General features: G+C 54.2%; 15 protein-coding genes. 9 read left to right on the forward strand and 6 right to left on the reverse strand.

Features of this window, described 5'->3' with window-relative positions; translation table 11 throughout:
• Positions 1–56: 56 nt before the first annotated feature.
• Positions 57–1,106 carry a class A beta-lactamase gene (gene bla, locus FBR45_RS22030; protein WP_138506359.1) on the forward strand — a complete coding sequence of 350 codons (1,050 nt, stop codon included), beginning with the start codon at positions 57–59 and terminating at the stop codon, positions 1,104–1,106.
• 201 nt (positions 1,107–1,307) lie between these two features.
• Here the strand turns inward: bla and FBR45_RS22035 are convergent, their stop codons facing one another.
• From FBR45_RS22035 to FBR45_RS22060, 6 genes are all read right to left on the reverse strand, one after another.
• Positions 1,308–2,852 carry a glucuronyl esterase domain-containing protein gene (locus FBR45_RS22035; RefSeq protein ID WP_138506361.1) on the reverse strand — a complete coding sequence of 515 codons (1,545 nt, stop codon included), beginning with the start codon at positions 2,850–2,852 and terminating at the stop codon, positions 1,308–1,310.
• Between the two features lie 22 nt (positions 2,853–2,874).
• Positions 2,875–4,713 carry a sialate O-acetylesterase gene (locus FBR45_RS22040; RefSeq protein ID WP_246082341.1) on the reverse strand — a complete coding sequence of 613 codons (1,839 nt, stop codon included), beginning with the start codon at positions 4,711–4,713 and terminating at the stop codon, positions 2,875–2,877.
• 828 nt (positions 4,714–5,541) lie between these two features.
• Positions 5,542–6,483 (reverse strand): HAEPLYID family protein, encoded by a 942-nt coding sequence (locus FBR45_RS22045; RefSeq protein ID WP_246082342.1) that lies wholly within the window; start codon positions 6,481–6,483, stop codon positions 5,542–5,544.
• Positions 6,437–7,300 carry a hypothetical protein gene (locus tag FBR45_RS22050; protein WP_138506367.1) on the reverse strand — a complete coding sequence of 288 codons (864 nt, stop codon included), beginning with the start codon at positions 7,298–7,300 and terminating at the stop codon, positions 6,437–6,439. Before FBR45_RS22050 ends, FBR45_RS22045 begins: the two co-directional genes overlap by 47 nt.
• Positions 7,301–7,384: 84 nt before the next feature.
• The gene (locus FBR45_RS22055) at positions 7,385–8,767 is read right to left on the reverse strand and encodes a sensor histidine kinase (protein WP_138506370.1); all 1,383 of its coding nucleotides are present in this window, start codon (positions 8,765–8,767) and stop codon (positions 7,385–7,387) included.
• A 6-nt stretch (positions 8,768–8,773) separates the two neighbouring features.
• Positions 8,774–9,463 carry a response regulator transcription factor gene (locus tag FBR45_RS22060; protein WP_138506372.1) on the reverse strand — a complete coding sequence of 230 codons (690 nt, stop codon included), beginning with the start codon at positions 9,461–9,463 and terminating at the stop codon, positions 8,774–8,776.
• 649 nt (positions 9,464–10,112) lie between these two features.
• On the opposite strand from FBR45_RS22060, the gene FBR45_RS22065 reads away from it, so the two are divergent.
• From FBR45_RS22065 to FBR45_RS22100, 8 genes are all read left to right on the forward strand, one after another.
• Entirely contained in the window at positions 10,113–10,760 is a 648-nt protein-coding gene (locus FBR45_RS22065; protein ID WP_138506373.1) for a response regulator transcription factor, read from the forward strand.
• A 72-nt stretch (positions 10,761–10,832) separates the two neighbouring features.
• Positions 10,833–12,584: a sensor histidine kinase gene (locus FBR45_RS22070; RefSeq protein ID WP_138506375.1), complete on the forward strand. Its 1,752-nt coding sequence runs from the start codon at positions 10,833–10,835 to the stop codon at positions 12,582–12,584.
• A gap of 93 nt (positions 12,585–12,677) precedes the next feature.
• Positions 12,678–15,905 carry a SusC/RagA family TonB-linked outer membrane protein gene (locus tag FBR45_RS22075; protein WP_138506377.1) on the forward strand — a complete coding sequence of 1,076 codons (3,228 nt, stop codon included), beginning with the start codon at positions 12,678–12,680 and terminating at the stop codon, positions 15,903–15,905.
• 78 nt (positions 15,906–15,983) lie between these two features.
• A complete protein-coding gene (locus FBR45_RS22080) occupies positions 15,984–17,558 on the forward strand; it encodes a RagB/SusD family nutrient uptake outer membrane protein (protein WP_138506379.1) in 1,575 nt (524 codons plus the stop codon).
• Positions 17,559–17,631: 73 nt separating this feature from the next.
• Positions 17,632–18,726 carry an IPT/TIG domain-containing protein gene (locus FBR45_RS22085; protein ID WP_138506381.1) on the forward strand — a complete coding sequence of 365 codons (1,095 nt, stop codon included), beginning with the start codon at positions 17,632–17,634 and terminating at the stop codon, positions 18,724–18,726.
• A gap of 110 nt (positions 18,727–18,836) precedes the next feature.
• Positions 18,837–20,567, forward strand: a complete 1,731-nt coding sequence (locus tag FBR45_RS22090) for a glycosyl hydrolase (RefSeq protein ID WP_138506383.1) — start codon at positions 18,837–18,839, stop codon at positions 20,565–20,567.
• 212 nt (positions 20,568–20,779) lie between these two features.
• Positions 20,780–23,290 (forward strand): carboxylesterase family protein, encoded by a 2,511-nt coding sequence (locus FBR45_RS22095; RefSeq protein WP_138506385.1) that lies wholly within the window; start codon positions 20,780–20,782, stop codon positions 23,288–23,290.
• Positions 23,291–23,911: 621 nt separating this feature from the next.
• Entirely contained in the window at positions 23,912–26,977 is a 3,066-nt protein-coding gene (locus FBR45_RS22100; protein ID WP_246082343.1) for a SusC/RagA family TonB-linked outer membrane protein, read from the forward strand.
• The last annotated feature ends 19 nt before the right edge of the window (positions 26,978–26,996 follow it).

Consider the following 26,996-nt stretch of genomic DNA (forward strand, 5'->3'; position numbering starts at 1 on the left):
TTAGCTGCTTACGAATGCTCTGTTTTTCCTATTAATTCTTGAACAACCTGAATCTTATGAAAAAAAAATTAGTTGCCCCCTGGCTACTTGGGCTCCTGCTGGTCACCAACCCAACGGCTTGGGCTCAGGTACCAACAACAAGCCCGAAAGGGCAGCCGGTCATTGTCCAGCGAATGGAGCGGGAACTGGAACGCATTGCCAGACTCGGTGGGGGACAGGTCGGCGTTCAGGCAATCCATCTGGAGTCGGGGCAGCAGATCAGCTATAACCCACAGCTAAAATTCCCGATGGCCAGTACGGTTAAAGTCGCTATTGCGGTACAGCTGTTGCAGCGAATCGAGCGGGGCGAGCTGTCGCTGATGACGATGGTCGATCTCAAACCGTCGGACTTGCATCCGGGAAGTGGCACCCTGACGGCGCTCTTCAACAAACCCGGTGTACAACTATCGGTGCAGAACCTGCTGGAGTTGATGATGGTCATCAGCGACAATTCGGCGACGGATATCCTGCTCCGCCTGGCGGGTGGGCCGGAAGCGGTACGAAACTGCCTGAAATCGCTGAACGTGCAGGGAATGTCGGTCGACCGGTCGATTATTGAGTTACTGGCCGATTTGCAGGGTGTTACCCTGCCTCCTGCCGACCAGTGGACGACCGGATTCTACGAAAACCTGGAAAAAGCAAGGGCGCCGGAAGCGCGCAAGAAAGCCGTCGAAGCGTTCGGTACCGATCCGCGAGACACCTCAACGCCCGCTGCCATGGTCGACCTGCTGGCAAAAATCTACCAGGGAAAAGCCCTTAAGCCCGAAAGCCGTGATGTATTGCTGGGTGTTATGGAACGCTGCCGGAGTGGCGAGGCCCGGCTCCGGGGCTTTTTACCGCCCAATACCGTGCTGGCGCACAAGACCGGCTCGCTCGGCGCCACCGCCACCGACGATGTAGGCTACATAACCCTGCCCGACGATGCGGGCCACATTGCCATCGCCGTATTCATTGGGCCATCGACCCAACCCACCGCCGAGCGGGAGCAGACCATTGCCCATATGGCCCGGGCCGTCTACGATTACTTCCTGTTCCAGCCACTGTCTGCAAGAGAAACCTCACGCTGACACGGACTTTAGATAGAACCGGCTAGCCATGGGCCGACATCCCGGACGTCTTTGCTGGTTTTAACAACAATGCGCCCCCACTCGGCACGAAATGCAGCGGAGTGGGGGCGCATTAAATGGGCACTATAGAGACTGGACCGGCTAGTAATAACGTGCGTTATCTATGATCCACGTCAGTACCCTCCCGATGGCTGGAGCCTGCTATTTGGCGGTACGGGTGTAGTTGAACCGTTTACTGGCCCAGGGTATGACATGTTGAAAATTAGGCGCATCGGTATGGCCCCCGTTGTGCTGACGCCAGGCCAGTTCGCCATCCATGAGCCCGGTCAGTACCGGCGGCATTTGTTCAGTAGTGTAGTCATTACTAACGCCCAGATCCCGGGCTCCGAGCAGTCGGTAAACGGAACCAGCCGCTACGGTGGCTTTGTAACTCCCCGTCTGATCGAGCCATTTGGCGTCGCCTTTTTCGGGTATCCCGTAACTGACAAACGTGGGACGAGGTGCACACAAGGCCAGGAGCTGGTGCGAATCGACTGGTAGGTCGCAGCCCGTTTTGCGGCCAAACGTAGATTCATCGGCTGCGTACTTCAGGTAGTTTCCCGCCATCCAGTGATAGCTGCCACTGTTTGTCAGGCTTTCAACCGCTTCGCCAAACACCCGGCGGTGCAGTGTGGCCCCGCCCTTGCCCGAAGACCCGATAAGGCCCATACCAAACCGCTGATCAAAAGCCATGGCCACCAGGGCCGCTTTCCCGTAGCGCGAAACGCCCTCAATTCCCACCTGTTTCGCGTTGACCATAGGTTCTGTTTCCAGGTAGTCGAGCGCTCGGGAGGCCCCCCAGGCCCAGGCTCGTAAAGCGCCCCAGTCGTCGGGTTTGCGGGGTTGACCTTTGTTAACGAGACCTATGATGCCCCGGGTCAGGCCCGACCCGTTGTCGGCCTGTATACTATTCGGTTCGATTGTACAGTAGCCCCAGCCGGCGGCCAGCAACTGCTCGGTCGGGGGCGAATCGCCATTCGGCGGTGGAGCAAAAAAGTTGGGTCCGGGTAATCGGGTAATGGGATTATAGGCCGGATACCGGTCAAAAATGGCTTTCATCTCCGGATTGCTTCTGATCATCATCTCCTTGAAAGCGGTATTGAGCTTTTCGAGGTCGGCCGGTGAGGGTTGAGCGGGAGCAGGTAAAGTCGGGAACCCCAGCATCATCATCACCGGAACCGGTCCCTTTACATTGGCCGGCAGCACCAGTACCATGTTGATGTTCACGTCGATCAGCGGGTAGTCGCGGTTATCGACCCGCCCGATTAGCTGTTTAGCGACTACGGGCGTACGGCCAACAAATTCGTTGTCGGTAATTTTTGTGATCCAGGTTACTTTGGGCGGGTTAGCAGGCACCCGACCGTATACTTCCCGTTCAAAATCGTCTATGAGTTCGGGTCGGCGGGTTTTCCACCACTGGTCGGGGGTGGTTACTTTCCTGCCATTTCTGGTGGTGAGCAGATCAGGAAGCTGCGGACAGGGGTCGGCTTTGGCTTCGTCGTAGTTTGCGTGATTCGGATCGGCCTCGTTGGCGCTGGGTCCGGGCCTTAATTTTTTTATGCCCAGCTGCTGCATCATGTTGGCCTGATCCTGCTGGGCCGTCCAGGTTTTGAGGGGCGGGTATTTACTACTGTCAATCACTGCTTGCTGAGCCGCGGCCCCGCAAGAGAGGCTGGCGAGCAGGCCAAGGGTCAGGTAGGTTCGCATGTGAGTAATGGATATAGGATTTTTATTTATCCGTCCGGAATGGCGACGCCGGTAATCCCTCTTTATTGTACAGGTTGGGCTGTACTGGGTTGTCGGCCCAGGCGTAGCGCACGTAAAGGGGCGCTGTCACCTCATCACTCCACACAACGACTTTGTCACCCTCAATTTTTGCCCTGGCCCAAACAAATTTCCGATCACTGCCCGCCACGGCAAACTCACCCAGCTCTTCCCCGTCGTTGGTTATCAGGCCGCTGCCCGTGCTGGTGAAGCTGATGGTAATCTTACTTCCGTCAACCGATGCGGATTGAAATAAGGGCCCTGAGGCAACGATGTTCTCATTATAGGCCGTTTTCAAAGCCGCCAGGGCCAGTCGCTCACCCACGTCTTTCTTGTTATCGGGGTGAATGTCGTTCCATTCGCCCAGGTCGATAGCCACTGCCATAGCGGTGTTTGGGACCGACAGGGCGTTGAGCTGAGTTTCCCGGAGGGTGGCCCAGCCACTTTCAGCCGGCAGGTAATTGTACTCCATATAGCCTGGCAGCTGAACGTACAGGAACGGCAACTGCCCCTGTTTCCACTGGTTTCGCCAGTCGCTGATCAAAGCTGGCAGCAGTTTCTGATACTCCTGGGGCCGGCCGGCATTGCTCTCGCCCTGATACCAGCAGAATCCCTTTATGGCATATTGAATGTCGGGCGCTACCATGGCATTAAAGAGGGCCGTCGGCTGATTTTGGGCGTTGATGCCTCCGCCGAACCCCCCTCCAGCATAGGGGCGATAGGCGGTACCAACTTTATAGTGCCAGGTGCCTTTAAGATCAACGGTATCTGCCCCGGCAAAGAGGCAATAGGGTTTGTCGGGCACAAATCCGCCCTTCCCACCCGTGTTGGTGACCCGAACTACAAAAACGTTTTTGCCCGCCTTGAGTACATCAGCAGGTACGCTGTACCTGCGTTGCGGGTATTGATAGGTAGTTCGTCCGACCTGTTTGCCGTTTATGTAGAGTTCATCGGCATCAACGATCCGGCCCAGAAACACAGTGGCGGGTTTGCCTGACATAGAAGCGGGAACGTCGATCTCCCGGCGGTACCAGACCACGCCGTTTAGATCCTTGATGCCCTGATCTTCCCAATAACCCGGCACGTTGATGGGTCGCCATCCTTTGGGAGAGTAGGCCAGGTCGTACCACTTTGCCGACCCCGTCGTTCCCAAATCAACCGGAGGGGCTGGTCGGGTCGTGCTGGCCGGTTGTCGGCGCGTCAGGCTGTTGAGGTAGGTCGTGTCTTTATTTTTCTGAACAATGGTTTGCAGCGCGCTAAAATCGGCCAGTCCACTTTCGCTGATCCAGGCTTCGATGGGGGTACCGCCTACACTGGCGTTGATAATACCAATCGGGATTTTATACCTGTTGTACAGTTTTCTGGCGAAGAAGTAAGCGACTGCCGAAAAGGGCCGCACATCTGCACCCACGGCCGCTTTCCATTGCCCTTCCGGCAGGTCGGACTGGGGTGCCTGCAAACTGGTAAGAGTAGGCACCCAGAACTGACGAATCTGCGGATAGTTGGCTTCCCGAATGTCCCTGGCGTAGGTGACGTCATGGATGTTCATCTGGTGAACCATATTGCTTTGCCCGCTGCAAAACCATACGTCCCCAATCAGAATGTCCGATAGGGAAATTTTTGTACTGCCTTCTATTTCCATCACGAACGGTCCGCCCGCGGGCGTTGGCGGCAGATTGAGCTGCCATTTACCGGCAGCGTCGGTTACGGTTCTGACGGTTTTGTTCCTGAAACGAACTGAGATTCGCTCCCCTGATTTCGCCCAGCCCCATATTCTCAGCGGCACATCGCGTTGCAAAACCATTCCGTTACTAATCAGCTTAGGTAGTCGCACCTGAGCGCGGGCCGCTGAATGTAAAGCCAGTAATAGGCATGGAAGAGCAATCAAGATGCCGACGGAAGGTAAAGTACTTCGGCGACAGATGTACAAATTCATGAATGAATACGTTTCGACCAACATCAGATGAACACAACCTTCAGGTTTATCAAGGCAATTCCGTCCTGAATGAGTTTTCTCAGGAAAGATGGCATTGATGGATTATCGTGTACGGACCCCGTTGGCAAGGATACTAATACTGAATAACTTCCCATAGTTTGCAATCGGTTACAGCTAAAAGGCACTGTGTTATCCAGTTCTAACTGCTTTCGTAAATCATGGCCAGAAATAAAACTTACATCGGAAATCAGCTGATCCAATCCATTTTGCAAAACCAACTGTCCGGGCGAGACAGTAATTGTCTGCTTTGTTCAAGGGATAAAAAGTCGGTTTACGCCGTCAACAATTGGAGAAGGATAATTCAAAAGTCAAAAAACTATGCAACCGATTGCCAGATAGCTTGTCCGACTAATGAGACAAATGATAGTTGTCTTGGGTAGTGGCGTATACCCCAAAATCCTCAACCCTGTAGGGGAGTTACAGGTTCTAAACAGTCTTTCTGAAGAGGTTGTTAGGGAACATTTTCAGGCTTCAAGTGGCCCAAATGGCTGCACGTTTTACCTCCCTCTCCAGGGATCTGTCCACACCGTTTTTCTCCGGTAGCGGCCTGGACTGCCAGGATGCTCGCAGGGTAGTTAGCGCTGAAAACGACACGGTAGCATCAGACCCCATGGCTCGGTTAGGCAGGTTGCCTGATCAACCTTTGATAGCTGCTTTGCTACGATGGCTCGGTTCGTAGATAAGTCGCATGAAGGTGCTGAGTCGCTGGCTTTGTTTGTCGATGGGTATACCGGTTACGATCCCGATCAGCAGCTTGTCCGTCACACTGACCCGCAGCTGTGGACGGGCTACCAGCTGGAACCGATGGTGGGCCAGCTCTTTGTTCAATTCAAGCCCGATGAAGTTGCGACTGCCCGGTATCATGTAATGCAGGTTGGTGTTGATTTGCCAGTGCGTTTCCCACTGTGACTGCTCAACCGACCGCTCAAGTAACGGGCCCGCGTAAACAAGGGTATGAAATCGGTTGCCCCAGCGTTTGGCGGCTACGAAAAAAGGATTCGAGGTGTTACTCCGTACGACAGGCCCCCGGTTGGTCCGGCCAAATGCGCGCAGGTGGAGTTCGTTGATATAGCCGACGGCCAGGGTAGTCTGTAGGCGTTCCGACACGTAAAATGACCACTGAACGGCTGTCTTGAGGCTTTCCAGCTGATTGGCGGGCTTTTCGCCGTTGGGTTCATTGCGGGTATAGAACGAAAAGGGGAGTTCGACTTCTAACCCAAGCCGGTTTACCGGTGCCCATTCGTATTCGACCAGGGCAGTGTAAGTGTCGTACCGAAAATTATCCGTCAGGCCCAGCCCCACGTTCCATTCCCGTTCCCCTTTTCGGGCACCGAGGTCCCGGATCAGATCGATAAAAAGAGGCTCGGCATGTAAGACTTTATCAGGCGTTCGCTGATCCTCAACTTCGTGGATATACAAACTGTCGAGCTGGCGATTGACCTGCTGGGTGCTGTCCGGACTTTGACCGTAACACCTGAAGAAGGCGGAACAAGAGAAGAATAGCAGAATCGGGAGGCAGCGTCGCGATAGCTTACTCAACGACACGATTGGCAGGGACGAGAAAAGATTCCACCGCATAGACGATCCGTTGCCCCAGTCGCCGGCCGGTTTTTGTGCGCTGAGCCAGTATGACACCAAGATAACCAAGCCAGAAAGTATAATTAGATATTGCCGAAAAGGAGATGACCGCCGTTAACCCAAGTAAGGATACCAACAGAAATAGATAGCTAAGCAGCAGGGAGTCAGTCCGCCAGGAGTAGGATGAATCGGCTAATGAAGCCCCTGATTGATTTTCATAGTTGATCCGGGCGTGAGCCTGCCAGAATGCGCTGCCGGTCAGCATAATACCCAGCATAACGAACCCGTTCAGTACCTCCCAGGAACCGGCCTGCCCGGCTCGGCTAACGATCAGCGAGATAACAGAGTTGGTCGGTTCGTTGCTGAAGACCAGGTAGTTGGCGAGGTATTCTTCTTCCAGCGCATACTCCAGACCGAAACTACCCGCCCCCAGTAAGCCGAGTCGAATGGGCTTACGCTGTATGGGGAACGACCACCGCCGGATCTGTTGCAGCACGTTGAACGAGAAGGCCCCAATCCGATGGGTAATTCTGGACTTGTACAGGATGAGCAGCACCGGCAGCACCACCAGAAACCGAAGCGGATGGAGGTAAGCAAGAGCCACTAAACTAAGCAGGCCAACCCCGTTCGACAGGACGGATAATCGATGAATCCAGGCGTACTGACCCGTTTGGTCGGCTTCATGTTGCCGTTCTGCCTGGTGTATCTGGTTACTTTGCTCTTCGGCGAAACTGTAAAGAATAGTGCAGATTCCTAAGGCAGCCAGCCAGCACAGGGTTCCGATTTCGATATGCATCGAGCCGAGTACCTTTTCCATGTTCAAACATTGAGTATGTTGTCGTCAATGGCCAAAGGTAGATTGGCACTATTAGGTGGGACTTACAGCAAGCTTATAAAAATATTAGAATGTGGCCGTCGGGCTGGTTGGTAAAACGACGATAAACGTGCTTCCTTTCTCGGGCTGGCTGGTAACGTCAATGTGGCCATTATGGAGTTCCACAATTCGTTTGCAGATTGAAAGTCCCAGCCCGTATCCATCATGCGAACGGGCATTATCGGCGCGGTAGAACGGATCAAAAATCTGCGGCAGCTGATCGGCGGCAATCCCGATACCCTCGTCCGTTACACTGACCCGGCACGTGTTCGAATCCTGCGCGATGTAGACCAGCGCCCGTTGATCAGCGCTGTATTTGCAGGCGTTATCGAACAGATTGAGCAGCATACGGCGCAGCAGCAACTCATCGCCCCGAACCTCTGGGTGTTCGCCGGAAGCCACCAGGTCCGAGAACCGAACATCGATACGGTAGTGGGGGTGGGCGTTGAGCAGTTCGTCGCGCGCCATGAAGATCACATCGTCCAGCAGAACGATATGCTGCACCTGTAATTTGGGTGTTTCGAGCGTCCGGGCCAGCACGAGCAGGCTGTTGGTCAGGTCAATGATCCGATCGGTATCGTCGGTCAGATTGCGAAGGATATGCTGGTATTGATCGGCCGGAAGCGGGTGGCGCAGACTGAGCTGAAGCTCTGATTTCAGGGCCGCCAAGGGGGTTCGCAACTCATGGGAAGCGTGGGAGATAAACGTGCGTTGCTGCTCGAAGGCCTGCTGGAGCCGCCCCAGCACCTGGTTGAAGTTGATAGCCAGCTGGGCAACTTCATCCTGCCGGTTTCCTTCGTCGAGACGTTGCTGGAGACTCCGGGCGTTGATGGTCGAAACCTGTTTGTTGATGCGGCTGATAGGCCGGAGCGACTGGCCCGCAAACAGCACCCCGAGGCCAACGGTCAGCCCGATGCCGCCCAGCAGACTCCAGACAATGGTTCTACGAAGATTTCGCAACTCAGCCTGGCCCGACCGATCGTAGGCAGTAGCAACAACGGTCAGCGGCTGCGGACCCTCCGGGGCGTATAGGCCAAAAAGCTGCTGCTCGCCCATCCAGGTACGGACGATCTTTTCCTGCCGGATCTGCTCCAGCACAGATACTGGTATCGTTACAGAATCTACATCAATGCTGCTGTAAAGGAGCTGATTGCCTGAATCGAAGACCATTACTTTCTGGTCATACAGTGTAATCAGGGTTTTGCGGTCAATGATGCGCAACAGATTACGATCCAGTTCCTCCACCTGGGTCAGGAACCGAACAACCGTCCGGGCCCGCTGCTCGAGCCGATCGAAAAACTCCGTTTGCCGGTAGTTGTCAGACCGAACATAAATGATCAGGGAGTAGCAGATCAGGATACCCGCCACAATGAAAGAAAACTGGAAGGCAATCCGGTTTCGTATCGTCATAAGCGGTCAGTCTTCGCGCAGGACATACCCAAGTCCGGGCCGGGTGTGGATGAGCTTCGGCGTGAAATCGCGGTCGATTTTTCGGCGTAAGTAATTGATGTACACCTCAACGACGTTAGTGCCGGGGTCGAAGTTAAGTCCCCAGACCTGTTCGCTCAAATCCATTTTGGAGACTACCCGTCCCTGGTTACGAAGCAGGTATTCGAGGAGCATGAACTCACGGGCGGTCAGGTCGATCTGGGTGTTCTGTCGGCAGACGGTCTTGGCCGATAAATTCACGACGAGGTCGGCCACCTGCAAAATTTCTTCACGACTGGTATGCCGCTGGCTGGTCCGACGCATCCAGACGCCTACCCGCGCACTCAGCTCGCGCAGGTCGAAGGGTTTTACTACGTAATCATCAGCCCCCAGGTCGAGCCCTTCTACCTTATCCTCAATTTCGCCGAGAGCGGTGAGCATAATAATGGGCAGTTCGGGTTTAACCGCCCGTACCGACCGGCAGACTTCGTACCCGTTGAGGCCGGGCAGGTTAATATCCAGCAGTAACAGGTCGATTGGGTTTTCGATGGCCAGCTGCCGCCCCACGTATCCTTCATAGGCCACTTCGGTCAGATAGCCTTCTTCGCGCAGGCTGCGGCTGACGTTCTGGGCAATGCGTCGATCGTCTTCGACGATCAGTATCGTTCGTGAGGGCATATTGGTGACTTCTCCGTTGAGTAAATACGCCAGAAAGTATTGGTATCGTGTTTTTACACGATTAAAACAGACAGGTCTGGCAGAAAGGTACTTACTCAGCAAACGGAGAGGTGGGAGATTTGTTTGATCAGGCCTTGCCTGAGCCGTGGCTAACCAAAGCAACCGATCGGCACAAGCAACGGTTTATTCAGGCAGGTAGATGGTGGGGTAAAACCCTGGCCCGGCTGGCTGCATAGCCGTAGTGATTCTCGACTACTTTTCGCACGCGGGCCAGTCCATGCCTATGCCGGGATACTCGCTTAAACCGTGTACTCGCTGAATTATACCAAATGCCTGAAGCCAGCTTATTGGAGAACAGCGACTACTTATCATCAAAACTGTCTTGATTCAGAATAATACTTAAGTGGTAGGGTTTTCCCTATATTTTTGCAAAATTGGGTTTCCCCTATTACATAGACCGATACTTTAATCCTAATTTTGCTAAACAAAGTTCTATTTATGTGGGCCGGTAACAGCCGCATTTAACCGGTACCAGAAAGCTCTTACGGTACCGGATGTAAACACTCAGCGTAGACACATACAACAAATTGGTAAGCTATACCAGCAAAGACATCTGGTTTATTACTCAGCCAGGAAACAATACGAATAAATGATACGAGTACTGATCGCGGATGATCATAATGTTTTTGTAGAGGGGATCGAATCGCTGATATCAGGCTCATCCGAAATAGAAGTAACCCAGCGCTGTTACAATGTCTCGTCCGTGGTGGAGTCATTGAGAAGTTCGCCGATTGATGTGATTCTGCTGGATATTTCGTTCCCGCATATCGACGATGGATTAGGCCTTTGTGAGCAGATTACCCGCATTCACCCCCAAACGAAAGTAATTGCGCTGACCATGCACGACGACGCCAGTCTGATTAAACGGGTGGTCAAAAAAGGGGCAAAAGGATACCTGTTAAAGAATACGACTAAAACCGAGCTGTTGCAGGCAATTCGTACGGTTCACGATGAAAAGCAGTATTTCAACGAATCAATTATGCAGATTCTGCTGAACGATGAGCCAAGATCCCGGAAATCGTCGGCAGGGGCTGGACTGAAACCCAACCTCACCCCCCGCGAGTCGGAGGTGCTGGCTCTGATTGCGCAGGGACTCACCACGCAACAAATGGCAGCTCAGCTCTTTGTCAGTGCCAAAGCCGTTGAATTCCACCGCAGTAGCTTACTTATGAAGTTCGGCGTACCGAATACGGCCTTATTGATCAAAACCGCCATGGAGATGCATTGCATCGACTAGGCAACTAATCGCCAGCATCGCTGTAGCCTGGTTCGTCGCTGCCAGATACGCTTCTGTTGTTCCCCTGTACCCATGAATCTGTACGCATTACTTTTCTTCCTGCTGGGGTTGGGCGGACTGCTTCAACGAGCCGAAGCGCGGGCCGAAGTGCCGGCCATCGACAGCTCCCGGAAAGCGATTCGTCAGATGCTGGTCGAGAAGAACTACCGGGGCGCGGCAAAAGCGTACCAGGAGCTGGGCTGGCTGTACCACCAGCAGTATGGCTACAACAAGTACACCATGGAAGCCTACTTCAATGGGATGAAGTACTACAGTCTGGCAGGCGATTCAGCCGGCTATTACAACGAGCACATTGTCATCGGCGATTATTACACCCACGATTTCTTCATGCAAAAGTCTGCCGAGCAGTACCTCAGAAAGGCGTTGCAGTTTTTTGTGCGGGTTAAAAATGTGCCAAAAATCATTGAATGTCGCCTTGATCTGGCCAATATCGATCAGAAACGGAATCCCGTGCCGACCACGCTGCTCACTGAACTAAGGGCCGTAGAGCGCATCAGTGCTGAGCACAAAGAACTTTATTTTCAGGCGTTTGCGCAGAACCTGCTGGCTAATACCTATTCGCGCGTCAAGCAGCCCGACTCGGCTTACTTTTTTGCCAGCCGAAGCCTGGCACTCTCCAAGCAGGTGCGGGTAAACTGGCTCATTGCGCTGAACCACTTTTACCTGGGCATCGTGGAGCAGTTTCGGAACCACCCTCAGGCGGCCCTGGACGAGTACCGCCAATCGCAGGCGCTGGCCAGGGTCGAAAACAACGTAGGCATGCTGCGTGAACTGGCCAAACACTCGGCCTACAGTTATGCCAGCATGGGCGATCATAAACGGGCCTATGACGAAACCCTGCTGTCGCTCGATTTTGCCGACCAGTTTTACCAGTCCGAACAAACTAAAAGCATTCGGCTGCAGGAGCTGGATAGCCAGATCAAAACCCTGGCTGTTGAGAAACAGCTGGCTGAAGAAAAAAGCCGCCACCAGCAGATGCTCAACTCGGGGCTGATAGCCGTCTTGATTATCAGCGTACTGGGTGTGGTGGCGCTGGTGTTTCTTCGGCGGCAGCAAAAGCTGATTGCGCATCAACAGGCGGTTATTGCCCAGCAGCAAATCCGTCAGCTTGAGCTAAAGTCGTTGCAGGCTATGATCGAAGGGCAGGAAAGTGAGCGGAGCCGGATTGCCCGCGACCTGCACGATGGACTCGGCATTCAGCTGTCGCGGATCAAACTGTTTGTCGAAGCCCATCAGGAACAGCTGCCCTGCTCGGTAAAAGACCCGCTCAACCAGTTTCTGGACGAAGCCTGTACCGAAACCCGGCTGATATCCAACGATTTGAGACCTTATGCCCTGTCGACGTTTGGGCTGGTACCCGCCGTCGAAGATCTGATTCAGAAACTGAATCTGGTCAACGAAACAAAGTTATTCATTGAGCATTACGGCGACTTACCACCCCTGGGCGACGAGGCCTCGGTGATGCTTTTCCGGGTGCTTCAGGAGTTGCTCAATAACGCCCTCAAACACGCACAGGCTCAGTCGATTACGGTGCAAATTATGGCCAACGACGAAACCCTGCTGATCAGCGTCGATGACGACGGGCAGGGCGGCCATTTTCCGGAAGCCACGTCGACAGGAAACGGGATAGCCAACATTCGCTCCCGCATAGACTACCTCGGTGGGCAGGTCATGTGGCAGAGCGAACCTGATCGGGGTACGTCGGTCATGATCTCACTACCCATGCATAAACTGGTCAGGCCAGGCACACCCGTCGACATCTGATCTAACCAGCCTGATGAACCGCTAAGCCAGCGACTATACCCTCAATTCTCTATTACTTCTATTGTCTTACTGTAACAATTGATTCTTTCTCCTATGATTAAACATGTGCTTTCTGGCTTCGTCCTGTTGAGTAGCTGGCTACCGGTCAGTGCTCAGCAACGAACCGTTGCAAGCCCGGCTCCCGGCAGCAATCGGGTAGCGATGGCTACATCAGGCGCTGCTAAACCGAGTACCGGAGTCCCTTCCGATGCTAAAGCGCTGATAAAAGGCACCGTCTCCGACGAAAAAGGGAACGGTTTGCCAGGCGCCACCGTCTCCGTAAAAGGCACCCAGATCGGGACCACGACGGACATCAATGGGGCCTTTTCGCTCAACATGCCTGCGGGTAGCAAGGTGCTGGTGATTTCGTTCATCGGCATGAAGACTCAGGAGGTAGAGGTAGGTACCCGCACCACGCTCAATATCACCCTGCAAACCGGCGATCAGTCCCTCGACGAGGTGGTGGTCATCGGTTACGGTACCGCCAAACGGTCGGACGTAACCTCCTCGATCACAACGGTGAAAGCGGCCGAGCTGAAAGATATTCCGGCGGCCGGGGTCGACCAGCTCCTGCAGGGTAAAGCCGCCGGGGTTACGGTAACCAGCAACGGTGGTCAGCCGGGTGGGGGCGTATCCGTTAAAGTTCGGGGGGTAACTTCCATTAACAGCAACGACCCGCTATTCGTCATCGACGGGGTTCCGTTCATTGGCGGCAATACCTCGTCCAGCTCAGGCTATGCCGGTTTGGGAGGGGGCGATGGCCAGACGGGTAACAGCGTCATGGCCATGCTGAACCCCAACGATATTGAATCCATCGATGTCCTTAAAGACGCATCGGCGCAGGCTATTTACGGGTCACAGGCGGCTAACGGGGTAATTCTGGTCACCACCAAAAAAGGGAAACAGGGCGAAGGCAAGATCAATTATGAGATGTATACGGGCGTGTCTGAAGTAGCCCGGCGTCTCGACCTGATGGACCTGCGCGATTTTGCCCGCTACCAGAACGAGGTACTCCCCATCATCGGCAATCCGGTGGCTGATGAGTTCAAAAACCCCGATATTCTCGGACCCGGTACCGACTGGCAGGAAGCGATGTTCCAGCGCGGAACCATTAACAACCACCAGCTGAGCTTTTCGGGTGGCCGCGACAAAACGACCTACTACCTGTCGCTGAACTACTTCGACAACAAGGGTATTCTGCTGGGCTCGGACTTCAAACGCTATGCCTCCCGGTTTAGCCTCGACAGCCAGCTAAAAACCTGGGTTAAAGTGGGTCTGAGCGCCAACGTATCCCGCAGTATCCAGAACGTTTCCCTGGCCGATGCGGCCGAAGGGACCATCTGGTGGGGCGCGTCGACCAGCCCGCTGACGCCGGTAAAAAACCTCGACGGAACATGGGGTGGTGGGCAAACGGTGGGCGGTGTGCAGTATTACGGCTCTAACCTGGTCGGCAACAGCCAATACCGAGGCAACACCAAAACGACCAATAATATCTTCGGAAGTCTGTACGCTGAATTTCAGCTGCTGAAGGATATATCGTTCCGTAATGAGCTGTCGTATTCGCTGGGTCAGGACAACAACGTCGCTTTCCAGAAAGCGGGTAACGTAGGTAGCACCTCGTTCCGTAGTAAACTGATCGACTCGCGTTCAGACAGTTACTACTGGTCGCTGACCAACTACCTGTCGTACAATAAGTACGTGAAGAAGCACGGCATCCAGGCCACGCTGGGTCATCAGGCGCAAAACTCGTATTACCAGAGCATCTCGGGTACGAAGGTCGACCTGCAGGCTAATATTTTTGACCTGAGCACCGGCAGCGCCGACCAGACGACCTGGGGTCTGAATGGCGGTAAAGGTCAGTGGGCCATGGAGTCGTACTTTGCGCGGGCTAACTACACCTACGACGACAAGTACTCGCTGGCAGCCAGTTTCCGGGCCGACGGATCGTCGAACTTTGGTCCTAACAACCGCTGGGGCTACTTCCCCGGTGTATCGGCCGGCTGGACGGTCTCGAACGAGAAATTCATGAAAGGGGCCATTGCCAACGTGCTGAGCTATACCAAGCTGCGCGTGGGCTACGGGATGGTCGGTAACCAGAACTTCCCGGGTGGTGCGCCTAACCCGGCCTACGTGGGTGCCGTTCAGTTCTTCTCGGGCCCGGTTGGGTTTGGTTCATCGAACATGATTAACGGAATACCAAACCCGAACCTGAAGTGGGAGTCGGTCAGAACGACCAACGCTGGGGTTGACCTGGGCTTCTTCAACGGCCGGATCGACGCTACGATCGATGTATATAAGAAAGTAACGTCAGACATGATCATCTTCCTCACCGGCCCGAACCTGATTGGCGTGGGCGACCAGTGGGATGATCTGAAAGCACCGCTGGGAAACGCCGGTCAGATGACTAACACCGGTATCGACGTCGGCATCACGACCACCAATATCAAGCGGGGCAACTTCACCTGGCGGACCAATGCGGTACTGACGCAGTTCACCAACAGCTACGACCGCGCAGCCAGTGCGGCTTCGGCCCTCGATGGTAAGGTATATTACAACAACTACCTGATTACCCACACCACGCCCGGTCGGCCGGTGGGTTCGTTCTGGGGACTAGTAACGGATGGTTTGTACCGCACCCAGGCCGACCTGGATCAGAGCCTGCCCCAGTTTGGCTATAAGGTGAACGAAACCGAAACCTGGCTTGGTGACATCCGATACAAAGACATCAACGGCGACAAGAAGATCGACGCGCAGGATTACACCTTTATCGGTAGCCCACTGCCCAAGTTCAGCTGGGGTCTGACTAATTCGCTGAACTACGGTGATTTCGACTTCTCGCTGTTCCTGCAGGGAAGTCAGGGCGCTAAAGCGTTCAACTTCCTGCGCTGGCAGCTGGAAGGGCTGAGCAATGCGTATACCAACCAGATGCGCACGGTTGTGGACCGCTATACGGAGTCGAATACGGATGGTGCCCTGCCCCGGTTTACGACAACGAACAAGAACAACACGGCCATGTCGGATCGGTATGTTGAAGATGCTTCGTATGCCCGCATTCAGAATATTACCCTGGGATACCGCCTGCCGAAAACGCTGCTGAACCGGGTTAAAATCCAGAACCTGCGCGTATACGGGTCGATCCAGAACCTGAAGACGTTTACCAACTACTCGGGTTACGATCCGGAGATTGGCGCCTTCAACAACAGCATCAAACTGATGAACGTCGACACGGGCCATTACCCGAACCCCCGCACCTTCACCGTCGGCGCCAACCTGCAATTCTAACTATTGAGCGTATGGGCTATCGGGTCTCGTTCTGAACCACTCAATCGCTCAGGCACTCAATCACTCAATAGAAAAGTCATGAAACTCAATCGCAAATCCATATATACCCTGTTGGTTCCGGCGCTGTTGCTGTCGGCCTGCAAAGAGGATTTCATCGAACGCCCGTCGTTGTCAGGAACGACAACGGGTAACTATTATAACAATGCCGAGGAGGTACGGGCGGCTACGAGTACGCTCTACAGTGGCCTGCCCTGGCGCAATTACGAAAGCCGGGCTCAGGATGCCATTGGTGATGTGATGTCGGGCAATATGTTCACTTATACCGACACCGAGTACTTAAACTTTTCGGTATCGTCGGCATCGGAGCGGATCGGTGCGGCCTGGGGGGCGTTTTATAAGATCATTGGTTACTCGAACGTAATGATTAAAACGTTCGAAGAGAAAAAAGCGGCCGGTGGCGACGCTAGCTACCTCGATCCGGCCATTGCCGAATGCCACTTCATCCGGGGAACCCTGTATTTCTACATTGCCAGAACCTGGGGAGCGGCTCCCATCATTACAGATCCGGGCGCCACAGCCCTGTCGGGTAACTTCAACATTCCGCGTTATCTGCAGAAGGATGTACTGCGGTTCGCGCTCGAAGAGTTACAGGCGGCTGAAGCGGGTTTGCCCGAGTCAGACGTACCGGGCCGGTTGACCAAGTACGTGGCCAAAGGCATGATGGCGAAGCTGTACCTCTACAATAAAGACTACGCCAACGCGAAAGCAAAGGCGGAAGAAGTGATCAACTTCGGCAAGTACACCCTGGTGAGCGATTACACCGGCATGTTCACCAAGATGAGCATGAACAACAACAGCGAATCGCTCTTCTCCATCCAGCACCAGTTCGCTCAGGACCCCTGGGGAACGGGGAATATCAAAAACCCCGACCGGGGCGCTGGTGCTCTGCGCACTTCCGAAGCTGATGCCTGGGAGATGTACGTGCCTTCGCTGGATATCCTGAAGGAGTATGAATTTGGCGACCTCCGCCGGCGCTGGTCCATCATGGAGCACGGCTGGACGAACCCGAGCTGGAAACCCCAGCGGGCCAATGCCCCCAAGTACAACGCTTTCATGGCCAACGGGTTCAAATATGACACCCTCCAGCCCACCGAAGATGGCGGTAGTCTGAGCCCAACCCGGTCTAACATCACCAAATACTTTGCCGGGCCGGGTAAGAGCTTTGGCGGTGAGCCGGTGCTGGGTCAGAACTCGGGTAACAACGTAGTGCTGCTGCGCTACGCCGATATTCTGCTGATCTACGCTGAAGCGATTCTGGGCAGCAATGCGTCGACCTCGGATGCCAAAGCGCTGGAGGCTATCAACCGGGTAAGAAGCCGGGCTGGTCTGGCTCCTCGCACGTCGATCACCCTGGATGACATCATGCATGAGCGCCGGGTCGAGTTTGCCTTCGAAGGCGACTACTGGTACGATATTCAGCGGCAGGGCTTTGCGAAGGCAAAGGCCATCATCGAGAAGCAAAACCGGGGAACAACCACCAACCCGACCTACGTCAGTAATTTCACCGCAGACAAGATGTTTCTGCCGATACCCGCGGGTGAAATCGTGCAGGATCCCGAGCTGGGAAAAGACCCCGTACCGTATTATAAATGAGTCATCTGACGAACCTGGCTGGTCATTCGTATAAACTGAATGAATGGCCGGGTTCAACTAAACAGGAAAATCAATGAAAGCATATCGTATAAATTACCTGGCCGGACTGTCGATCCTGACCGTGTTGGCCGGGGCCTCGCTCACTGCCTGCGAAAAAGATACCGACGGCCGTCCGCAGATCAGCCCCGGTACCCCCGTCGCTACCAGGATCATGCCCGACTCAGCCGCCAGCGGTTCGGTAGTGACGCTCATCGGTACCGGCCTCGGCGACATCCGGTCGGTGGTGTTCGAGAAACAAAACGTGCCGGCGGGTTTCCAGACCACGCTGAACACGGCCGAGTCGCTCATTTTCCGGGTGCCTACCGAGGCTTCGGGGGGTATGCAGAACATTACGTTCACCAACAGCGCGGGTCAGAGCGTATCGGTTCCGTTCAAAGTGCTGGCCTTTCCGTCGGTTACGGATGTGTCGAACTACAACTTCACCAAGGGCACCGTCATCACAATCAACGGTAATAACCTGGACGATGTAACGGCGGTGGCGGTAGCTGATTCGGTGAAAGGAATCTCGGATGCTGCCACGATCGTATCGAAAGAAAAGAAAAAACTGGTTGTACAGATGCCCGCGTCGAGCCTGACCCGGGGTACGCTGAGCATTACCAACGCAACGGGGCGCATCCGGACCAAACAGGAGTTCGTAAATGTCGATAAGGCGTACCAGATTTTCGTGGATTCGTACGGGACTGGCTTTCAGGATGGCTCCTGGGGCGATGCCGGGGTAATCTCGACCAAGGAGTTTATGTCGGGGACCGCATCGGCGTCTAAAACCTACCAGAAAGGGAACTGGCACTTGATCGCCTTCGCCAACTGGTCGTCGTCGGCCATCAATTATTCGGCAAACTATACCTACATAACGGGTTGGATTAAAGGCGCTTCGGCCGACTATTCACTCTACGTAACCACCGATGCGAGTAAAGGGGGCTTCGGCGATACGAACGAAGCCAACCGGATTGATGTGAAAGCCGGCGTCTGGAACTACTTCAAGCTCAAACTGTCGGACATGGATTTCTGGCTGCCCGGCAAAACGCTGAAGCAGGTAGGTTTCCGTATCAAAGGCCCCGACAAGCAGGATGAGACCTTCTATTTCGATGATATCATGCTGGTGAAATAAACAAACAGAACGGGCGGTTCGTCACTAGGGCGGATCGCCCGATTTATACCGAACAATGCCCAATACCTGCCCTTACCTTTTCTAATCCTCAACCTGTACCTTTTCTTTTCATGCATCCGGAGCCGATCAGCCCTTTTTGGGGACTGCTTACCAAACACGTCCTTTTCCCGGCGTTTTTGGCCGTTTTTATGTGGTCTGGACTGGCCTGGGGCGCGGCTGGCCCGGTTCGGATCGAAGCCGAAACCGGCGTGCTGACGGGCGTTACCATCGCCACTACCACGGCGGGATTTTCCGGTACCGGATATGTGACCGGGTTTGACCAGCCTACCGACAATCTCGTGTTGACGATCAACGCCCAGGCGGGCCTCTACGAGCTACGAATTGGATATGCATCCCCCTTTGGGGATAAAGGGATTGACTTTCAACTTAATACCGAAAAAGGATCGGCAACACTCAGGCAACGGGTTTCGTTCAGCACAGCCAGTCTGGGCAGTTTCATGCTCCGGGAGGGTGCAAACAGATTAACCCTATCCACCGGGTGGGGGTATTACGATATCGATTACCTGCTGGTCACGCCAACCGTTCCCCCTATACCCGTTCAACCTCCTAAAACACTGACCGACGCCCAGGCGACGGCGTCAACGCGCGGACTTTTTTCGTACCTGGTCGATCAATACGGGCGCAGGGTGATTTCGGGTCAACAGGATGATGTGGAGTACATTCTCGAAAAAACCGGCAAAGAACCGGCCATCGGAGCTTTCGATCTGATCGACTACTCGCCCAGCCGGGTTGCCAACGGAGCCAGACCCCTCCGCGCCAGCGAGGCTATAATCGATTGGGCCAGGAAGGAAGAGGGGAGAGGGATCATTAGCCTGATGTGGCACTGGAACGCCCCAACCGATCTGATCAATCAGGCTCCCGACAAGCTTTGGTGGCGTGGTTTTTATACCGAAGCCACCACGTTTGATTTGTCGGCGGCTCTTGCTGATAAAAGCAGTGATCGCTACAAGCTCCTGCTACACGACATCGATGCGATTGCCGACCAGCTAAAAAAGTTTCAGGCTGCCGACATACCGGTGCTCTGGAGACCGCTGCACGAAGCGTCGGGTGGCTGGTTCTGGTGGGGCGCCAAAGGAGCGGGTCCGTTTCGGGAACTCTGGCGGCTAACCTACGACCGGCTGACTAATTACCATAATCTGCATAACCTGATCTGGGTTTACACCGCAACCGATACGTTCGAGGTGGACTGGTACCCGGGCGATTCATTTGTCGACGTGGTCGGATTGGACGTATATGCCGATGCGTCGGCCAACCTGAGCGGTAACTGGAAGAGCGCCCTGGATCAGCTCAATGGCAAAAAGCTGATTGCGCTGTCAGAAACCGGCCATGTGCCCAACGCCAGCACCATCCGTGGGTTCGGCACGTGGTGGTCCTGGTTTTCGGTCTGGACGGGGACAGATTACATTAAGAGGCAACCCATTTCGACCCTACAGGCGGTCTTTACCGATGTCGATATCATCACACGCGATGAGTTACCCAACTGGCGGCTGGCATCATCCGCGTTGGTGACCAGCGTAGACCCGTCGTCTCCGTTTCAGCTGACCCTACTCGGAAACCCAATCCAGAGCGACCAGATCCAGCTTGAACTTACTAACCCCGACCAGATGCCCCTGACGTTACTGTTGACGGACCTGAGCGGTTCGCGCGTGCTGGAGCGGACTGTAGAATCGACCACCCGGGTGATCCGGCAAAAGCTGCCAACCACCCTGAGGGCGGGTGTTTATTTTCTGCAGGTTAGCAGCCCGCGGGGCGTCAGCACGTTCCGGATCGTCAACTACTAGGAACCGGGCGGTGGAATGTGTCGTAAATATTGTATTTATTCTATAGGCACTACTAATTTTTGGGTCAATCGCTATCTGGCAGGGGTTAGCGTTAGCAGGATGTTCAAATTGCAGAATAGATTTGGGCGGGCAACTCACCATACAGGCACCTGATCGAGGGAGGGGTGGGTGCCGGCCCAGCTGGCTAGCTCCCAAAAAAACATCCCCTGCTTATGCGTAACCTGTACTTTCCTTTCCTTGGTTTTCTGCTTCTGATCAACTGTTCCCTGGCCCAAGTTAGTCCGGCGCCCGACCCGGCAAAGACCTACCAGTTCAAGAACGGGCTGGTAGCTCTGACAGGGAGCCGCTACGGCCGCGAAGCTGTCTACACCGACCCGCTCGCCTATCAGCTTTATACCGGCACTCTTCGGCAACCCAAAGAAGGCTCCCTGTTTGGGAAAAACGAACAGGGTCAGGACATCCGCTGGCAAACCGTAACTGCCGATAGTCTGAACCGGCTTCGTCCATCCAGTGCGTTTCGCGTAAACGGCGGAGCGCCAGCCGGTCCGGGCGTGACGGAAGGCAGTCTGCGGGGCGGGCTGGGCAGTGGTGGGGGGTACACCTATCTCACGTACGAAGCCAGAAAGGAGCAGGTCGCTATCCTGAACATCAAGGGGAACAGCAATGTCTACGTCAATGGAGAGCTACACATGGGCGATGCCTATAGCATGGGCTACCTGCACATACCCGTAAAACTTAGAAAAGGCCTCAACGAGCTGTATGTGCGCGGGGTGGGCGTAAGTGCTTCTCTGTTTTTTCCTGACAACGCAGTACTGCTCCGCACGGACGATCCAACACTGCCCAGCATCCGGCTGGGCGAACCCAATGTTTTACTACAGGGGGCTGTGGTCGTGATCAACACAACAAATACCCAGCTGAGGGGCCTGCAACTGACCAGCCAGCTGGGTGGCCGGGAGGTAACTGTCGAGGTGCCTGCCATTCCGGCCCTGTCGAGTCGGAAAGTTGCCTTTGGTTTTGATGGCAGCACGATCAGAACGGCCGGGTCACATAGCTGCGGGCTGCTGCTGCGCCAGTCGGGAAAACGGCTCGATCAGGCTTTGATAGCGGTAGAGGCTGTGGGGCCGGGGGCTACGTACAGCAAAACCTTTATCAGCGCGATCGATGGCAGTCTTCAGTATTATTCGGTAACGCCCCCCGCTTCCGGGACCGGGGCTGCCGCTCTGTTTTTGTCGGTTCATGGCGCCGGCGTTGAAGCGTCGGGACAGGCACGCGCCTACAAATCCAAAGAGTGGGGAACGCTGGTGGCAGCTACCAATCGCCGACCGAGGGGGTTTAACTGGGAGGACTGGGGTCGGCTCGATGCCCTTGAAGTCCTGGACCTGGCCCGGAGGCAGTTTAAGCCGGACCCCGCCCGTATCTACCTGACCGGGCATTCGATGGGGGGCCACGGCACCTGGTTTTTGGGCGCTACCTATCCCGATAAGTGGGCCGCCATTGCTCCCTGCGCGGGCTACCCGACCCTGAAAGAATACGGTTCTGCCGATGGAGTTATTCCCGACACGAGCCAGAACCCACTCGAGCGAACGCTCTTGCGGGCGGGCAACCAGAGCGATGTTCTAAAGCTGACTACCAATTATAAACCCCTGGGGGTGTATATCTTTCACGGCGATGCTGACCGCACCGTTCCCGTATCGTATGCGCGACAGATGCGCAAATTGCTGGGCACCACCCAGCCAGATATAAGCTACTACGAGTACCCGGGCGGAAGTCACTGGTTTGGTGATCATAGCGTTGACTGGCCACCGCTATTCGACTATTTCCGGTGGCATCTGCGTCTGGCTGATTCACTGGTCAGCACTATTGATTTCACCACGGCTAATCCGGGTATATCCGCTTCCTTCCGATGGGCGTCGATTGAACAACAGAGTCAGCCGCTGCTATATAGTCGCATTCAGCTAAACCGGACCACCCAGGCTATAACCGGCACAACGGCCAATGTATCCCTGTTGAAACTGGCGCTGAATGATTTTGGTACCAACGCCCGCCTGACAATCGCTCTGGATAGTCTGCCTGCTCTCGACTACCAGACCCGCAGCAGCCACGATACGCTGCATATCCGCAAAGAGGCCAACGGCTGGCGCATCGTACCTCCCGCCAGTCTGGCACACAAGGGCCCACACCGGTACGGCACCTTCAAAGACGGCTTCAACCATAACATGGTGTTTGTCTACAGCACCCGCGGAACAAAAGAGGAGAACGACTGGAGCTGGCAAAAAGCCCGCTATGACGCTGAAACCTGGTATTACCGAGGCAACGGCTCCGTGGATATTATTCCAGACACGGATTTCTCCCTGATTACTCATGCAAACCGGGGGGTTGTCCTGTTCGGTAATGCCAACAGTAATGCCGCCTGGCCGTTGTTACTAGCCGACAGCCCGATTCAGGTGCAGCGAAACCGGATTCAGGTGGGCGATAAGCAGTGGCAGGGCGATGATCTGGCCACCTACTTTGTTTGGCCAATCAGGGGGTCAGCCACAACCTCGGTAGCGGTGGTTAGTGGAACCGGACTGAAAGGTATGAAAGCAGCATTGGCCAATCAGTATTTTGCCGGGGCCAGTGGATTCCCGGATTACATGGTTTTCGGTCTGGACATGCTGCTTAAGGGCGGAACGGGGCTGAAAACAGCCGGATTTTTTACTAATGAGTGGCAATTGAAACCGTAATACATTTATTGGTAGTATTAACCATTAGTGTAGGTAAGTATATTATTTTGGTAGGGTATATGTACTCAATTTTACTTAATTTTGGCTTAATCGACAGTAAAGCGTCGATGTTGGTCAAGATTAGAAGTAGTAGCCACTAGTATTTTATAAGACACATACGACCTGTTAATATTTAAATTTTCTAATTAATTATGTAATTTAGCTAATATTGTGAAAAATAATAGCATCAATCTCTCTATTTAAAAAAATATTTTAAAAATCACTGATATATTTGTCTTTGGTAAAGGCAGTGCAAAGATTATGTGGTACAGCAGTGTTATATCCTGATTTTGGGCCATATAAACACCTTTTTGCAAAATTTTATAAAAGTTAATATTCGGTTAATGCAGTTTGTACCAATCTCATACGCAGCGAGGTAAGCAGTTTTGGGCATTTGCCTGCCATGCTTGAGTAATAATCTGCGTTTTCGTCAGTGGTAACCGCTGGCCACGAATCAGCAATCGGATGAGCCGGTTAGCGAACCCCTTCAGGACACCATCGTGATTGAATCAACCCCAGTACAGTTAATCTATAACCATAACTTAAAAACACATGAGAGAATGTAGAAACAGGTTTACGTATTTGTTGACCTTCTTCCTGCTCAGTTGCTGTCTGGCTCAGGCCCAGCAAGTTAGTATACAGGGGAAAGTGTCCGAAAATGCCAACGATGTAATTCCTGGCGCTAACGTTCTGATCAAGGGAACGAACAAGGGTACAGTAACTGACGCCGAAGGCCGGTTCACCATAACCGCAGCTAAAGGAAACGTATTGGTTATTCAGGCGCTGGGTTTTCAGGCTCAGGAGATTACGGTAGACGATCAGACGACCCTCAACGTTACGCTGGCAGTGAGCGACAGAACCCTTGACGAGGTGGTGGTCACGGCTTTGGGTATCGCCAAAGACAAGAAAGTACTCTCGTATGCGGTTACGGAGGTGCAGGGTTCAAACCTGACACAGGCCCGTGAAATTAACCTGGGTAACGCACTGGCTGGCCGGGTAGCCGGTCTGAATGCTACCAGCACGGCTACGGGCCCAGCGGGATCGAGCCGGGTTATTATCCGCGGTAACGGTTCGCTCAGTGGTAATAACCAGCCGTTGTACGTAATCAATGGTGTACCTATCGATAACACCAACGTAAACTCGGCCGGTATGTGGGGTGGTAACGACTCGGGTGATGGTCTGAACAGTATTAACCCCGACGATATCGAGACCATTTCGGTACTGAAAGGGGGTACCGCGGCCGCTCTCTATGGTTCGCGCGCATCGAACGGCGTCATTCTGATTACGACCAAGACGGGTAAAGGCCAGAAGGGCATCGGCGTTGAATACAACGGTACCTACACGATGGATCGCCCGTTCAACCTGACCGACTGGCAGTATGAATACGGTTCTGGTTTCAGAGGAGTTAAACCGGCAACCAAAGATCAAGCCATTGCCTATGGTGTTCAGTCGTGGGGCGCGAAACTGGATGGCTCGTCGGTGGTTCAGTTCGACGGTGTGAGTCGTCCTTACTCGGCCCAGCGGGACAATGTGAAGAACTTCTACAACGCCGGTAGCACCTTCACCAACACGGTAGCGGTAGCCGGTGGCAACGAAACGGCCAGTTTCCGCTTCTCGGCGTCTAACCTGGATTCAAAAAGCGTTGTACCCAATGCCGGCTTCAACCGGAAGTCGTTCAACCTGAGCGCAAACGCCAACCTGTCCAAGAAAGTAGTCTTTGAAGGAGTGGGTCAGTACAACGTGGAAGAAGGCAATAACCGGACGTATCTGTCAGACACACCTAAAAATCCGAACTACGCCGTACAGATGATCGCTACGAACGTAGACGTCCGTAGCCTGGACCCGGGTTATGACAGCCGGGGATACGAAGCGCTCTGGAACAGCAATGTGTATGCGCAGAACCCTTACTTTGTGGTTAACAAGGTAAAGAATACCGATATCCGGAACCGTTTCCTGGGGTCGTTCAGTCTGCGATACAACATCACTGACTTCCTGTATCTGCGGGGCCGGGTTGGTACCGATAACAACCAGCTGAAATACCTCGACATCGAACCAACTGGTCTGGCTTACTCGACCCTCGGCGCCATGAGCCGTCGGCAGGTTCAGATTCAGGAAACCAACTCGGAGGTATTGCTGGGCTTCAACAAGGATTTTGGTCCCCTGTCGGTGAACGCTATCGCTGGTGGAAACCGCATGCGTCGGTCAACGGAGGAGATGAGCTTCCGGGGCAGCCAGTTCAACGTACCGTTCAACTACTTCCTGGACAATACGATCAACAAAACGCCGGGCTATTCGTACAATGGTTTCGGAATCAACTCGCTCTTCGCATCGACCGATATTGGCTATCAGAACGTTCTGTTCCTGACCCTGACCGGTCGCCAGGACTGGTTCTCGACGCTGGCCAAGGCGAACAACAGCCTGTTCTACCCGTCGGCGGGTTTGAGCTTTGCGTTCTCCGATGTGCTTCGTAACCGGGGCAACTGGCTGAACTATGGTAAAGTGCGCGCTTCGATCGCCCAGGTGGGTGGAGGTTACCCGAACCCGTATGCGCTCAATCTGACCTACGGTCTGGAGGCTAACTCGTACCTTGGCGGGGTGCCGCTGATGAAGATCAACACCAACGACGGTACCATTCCGAATGCCCTGCTACAGCCTAACACCTCAACAACAACTGAGCTGGGTCTGGAAGGCAAGCTGTTCAACAACAAACTGGGCGTTGACCTGACCCTGTATAAGCGGGTGACGAAAAACGATCCGGTGGCGGCTTCGACCTCAACGGCTTCGGGCTACGGAAAAGTGCTGCTGAACGTGGGTGAGGTGGTGAATAAAGGAATCGAGCTGTTACTGACGGGTACGCCCTTCAAAACCAACAGCGGCTTTACCTGGAACGTGGCTTACAACGTAGCCTACAATGACAACAAAGTCATCAAGATTTCGGATCAGATCAAAGTGCTGGAGCTGGATCAGTCGCGTACGCAGAGTGCGTACATCTACCACTTCGAAGGTCAGCCGTACGGGATGATTGCGGGCTATAAAGCCATGCGCGATGCCAACGGAAACATCGTGTACAACGAAACGACCGGTATCCCGATGCGGAGCGAATTCACGATGCTGGGCCGGGGTGTTCCGCCCCTGACGATGGGTCTGACCAATACCTTCACCTACAAGAATTTCTCGCTGAGCTTCCTGGTCGATGGTAAATTCGGTGGCAAACTGTACAGCGCCACTAACTACTTCGCCTACAGCACCGGCTTGTCGAAAGAGACGCTGGTCGGTCGCGAGTCGGGTCTGACCGTTACGGGAGTAACCACGAAAGGGGATGCGTTCTCGAAAACCTTCGCGGGCAAGGATGTACAGGATTACTACAAAGGCCTGACCACCATCACCGATCAGTTTGTGTACAGCTCCGATTTTGCCAAGCTGCGTCAGTTCACACTGGGCTACTCGCTGCCAAAAGCCTTCCTGGCCAAAACCCCGATTCAGTCGGCCAGCCTGTCGCTCGTTGCCCGTAACCTGCTGATTCTGTACAACCAGGTGCCGAACGTTGATCCGGAGTCGACTTACAACAGCGGCAATGGTCAGGGACTCGAAATGTTTGGTGTGCCCCCGGCCCGTAGCTACGGTCTGAACCTGATGGTTAAATTCTAACAGCCACCGATCTTAACTC

The organism is Spirosoma lacussanchae (genome assembly GCF_005870035.1).
Lineage (GTDB): Bacteria > Bacteroidota > Bacteroidia > Cytophagales > Spirosomataceae > Spirosoma > Spirosoma lacussanchae.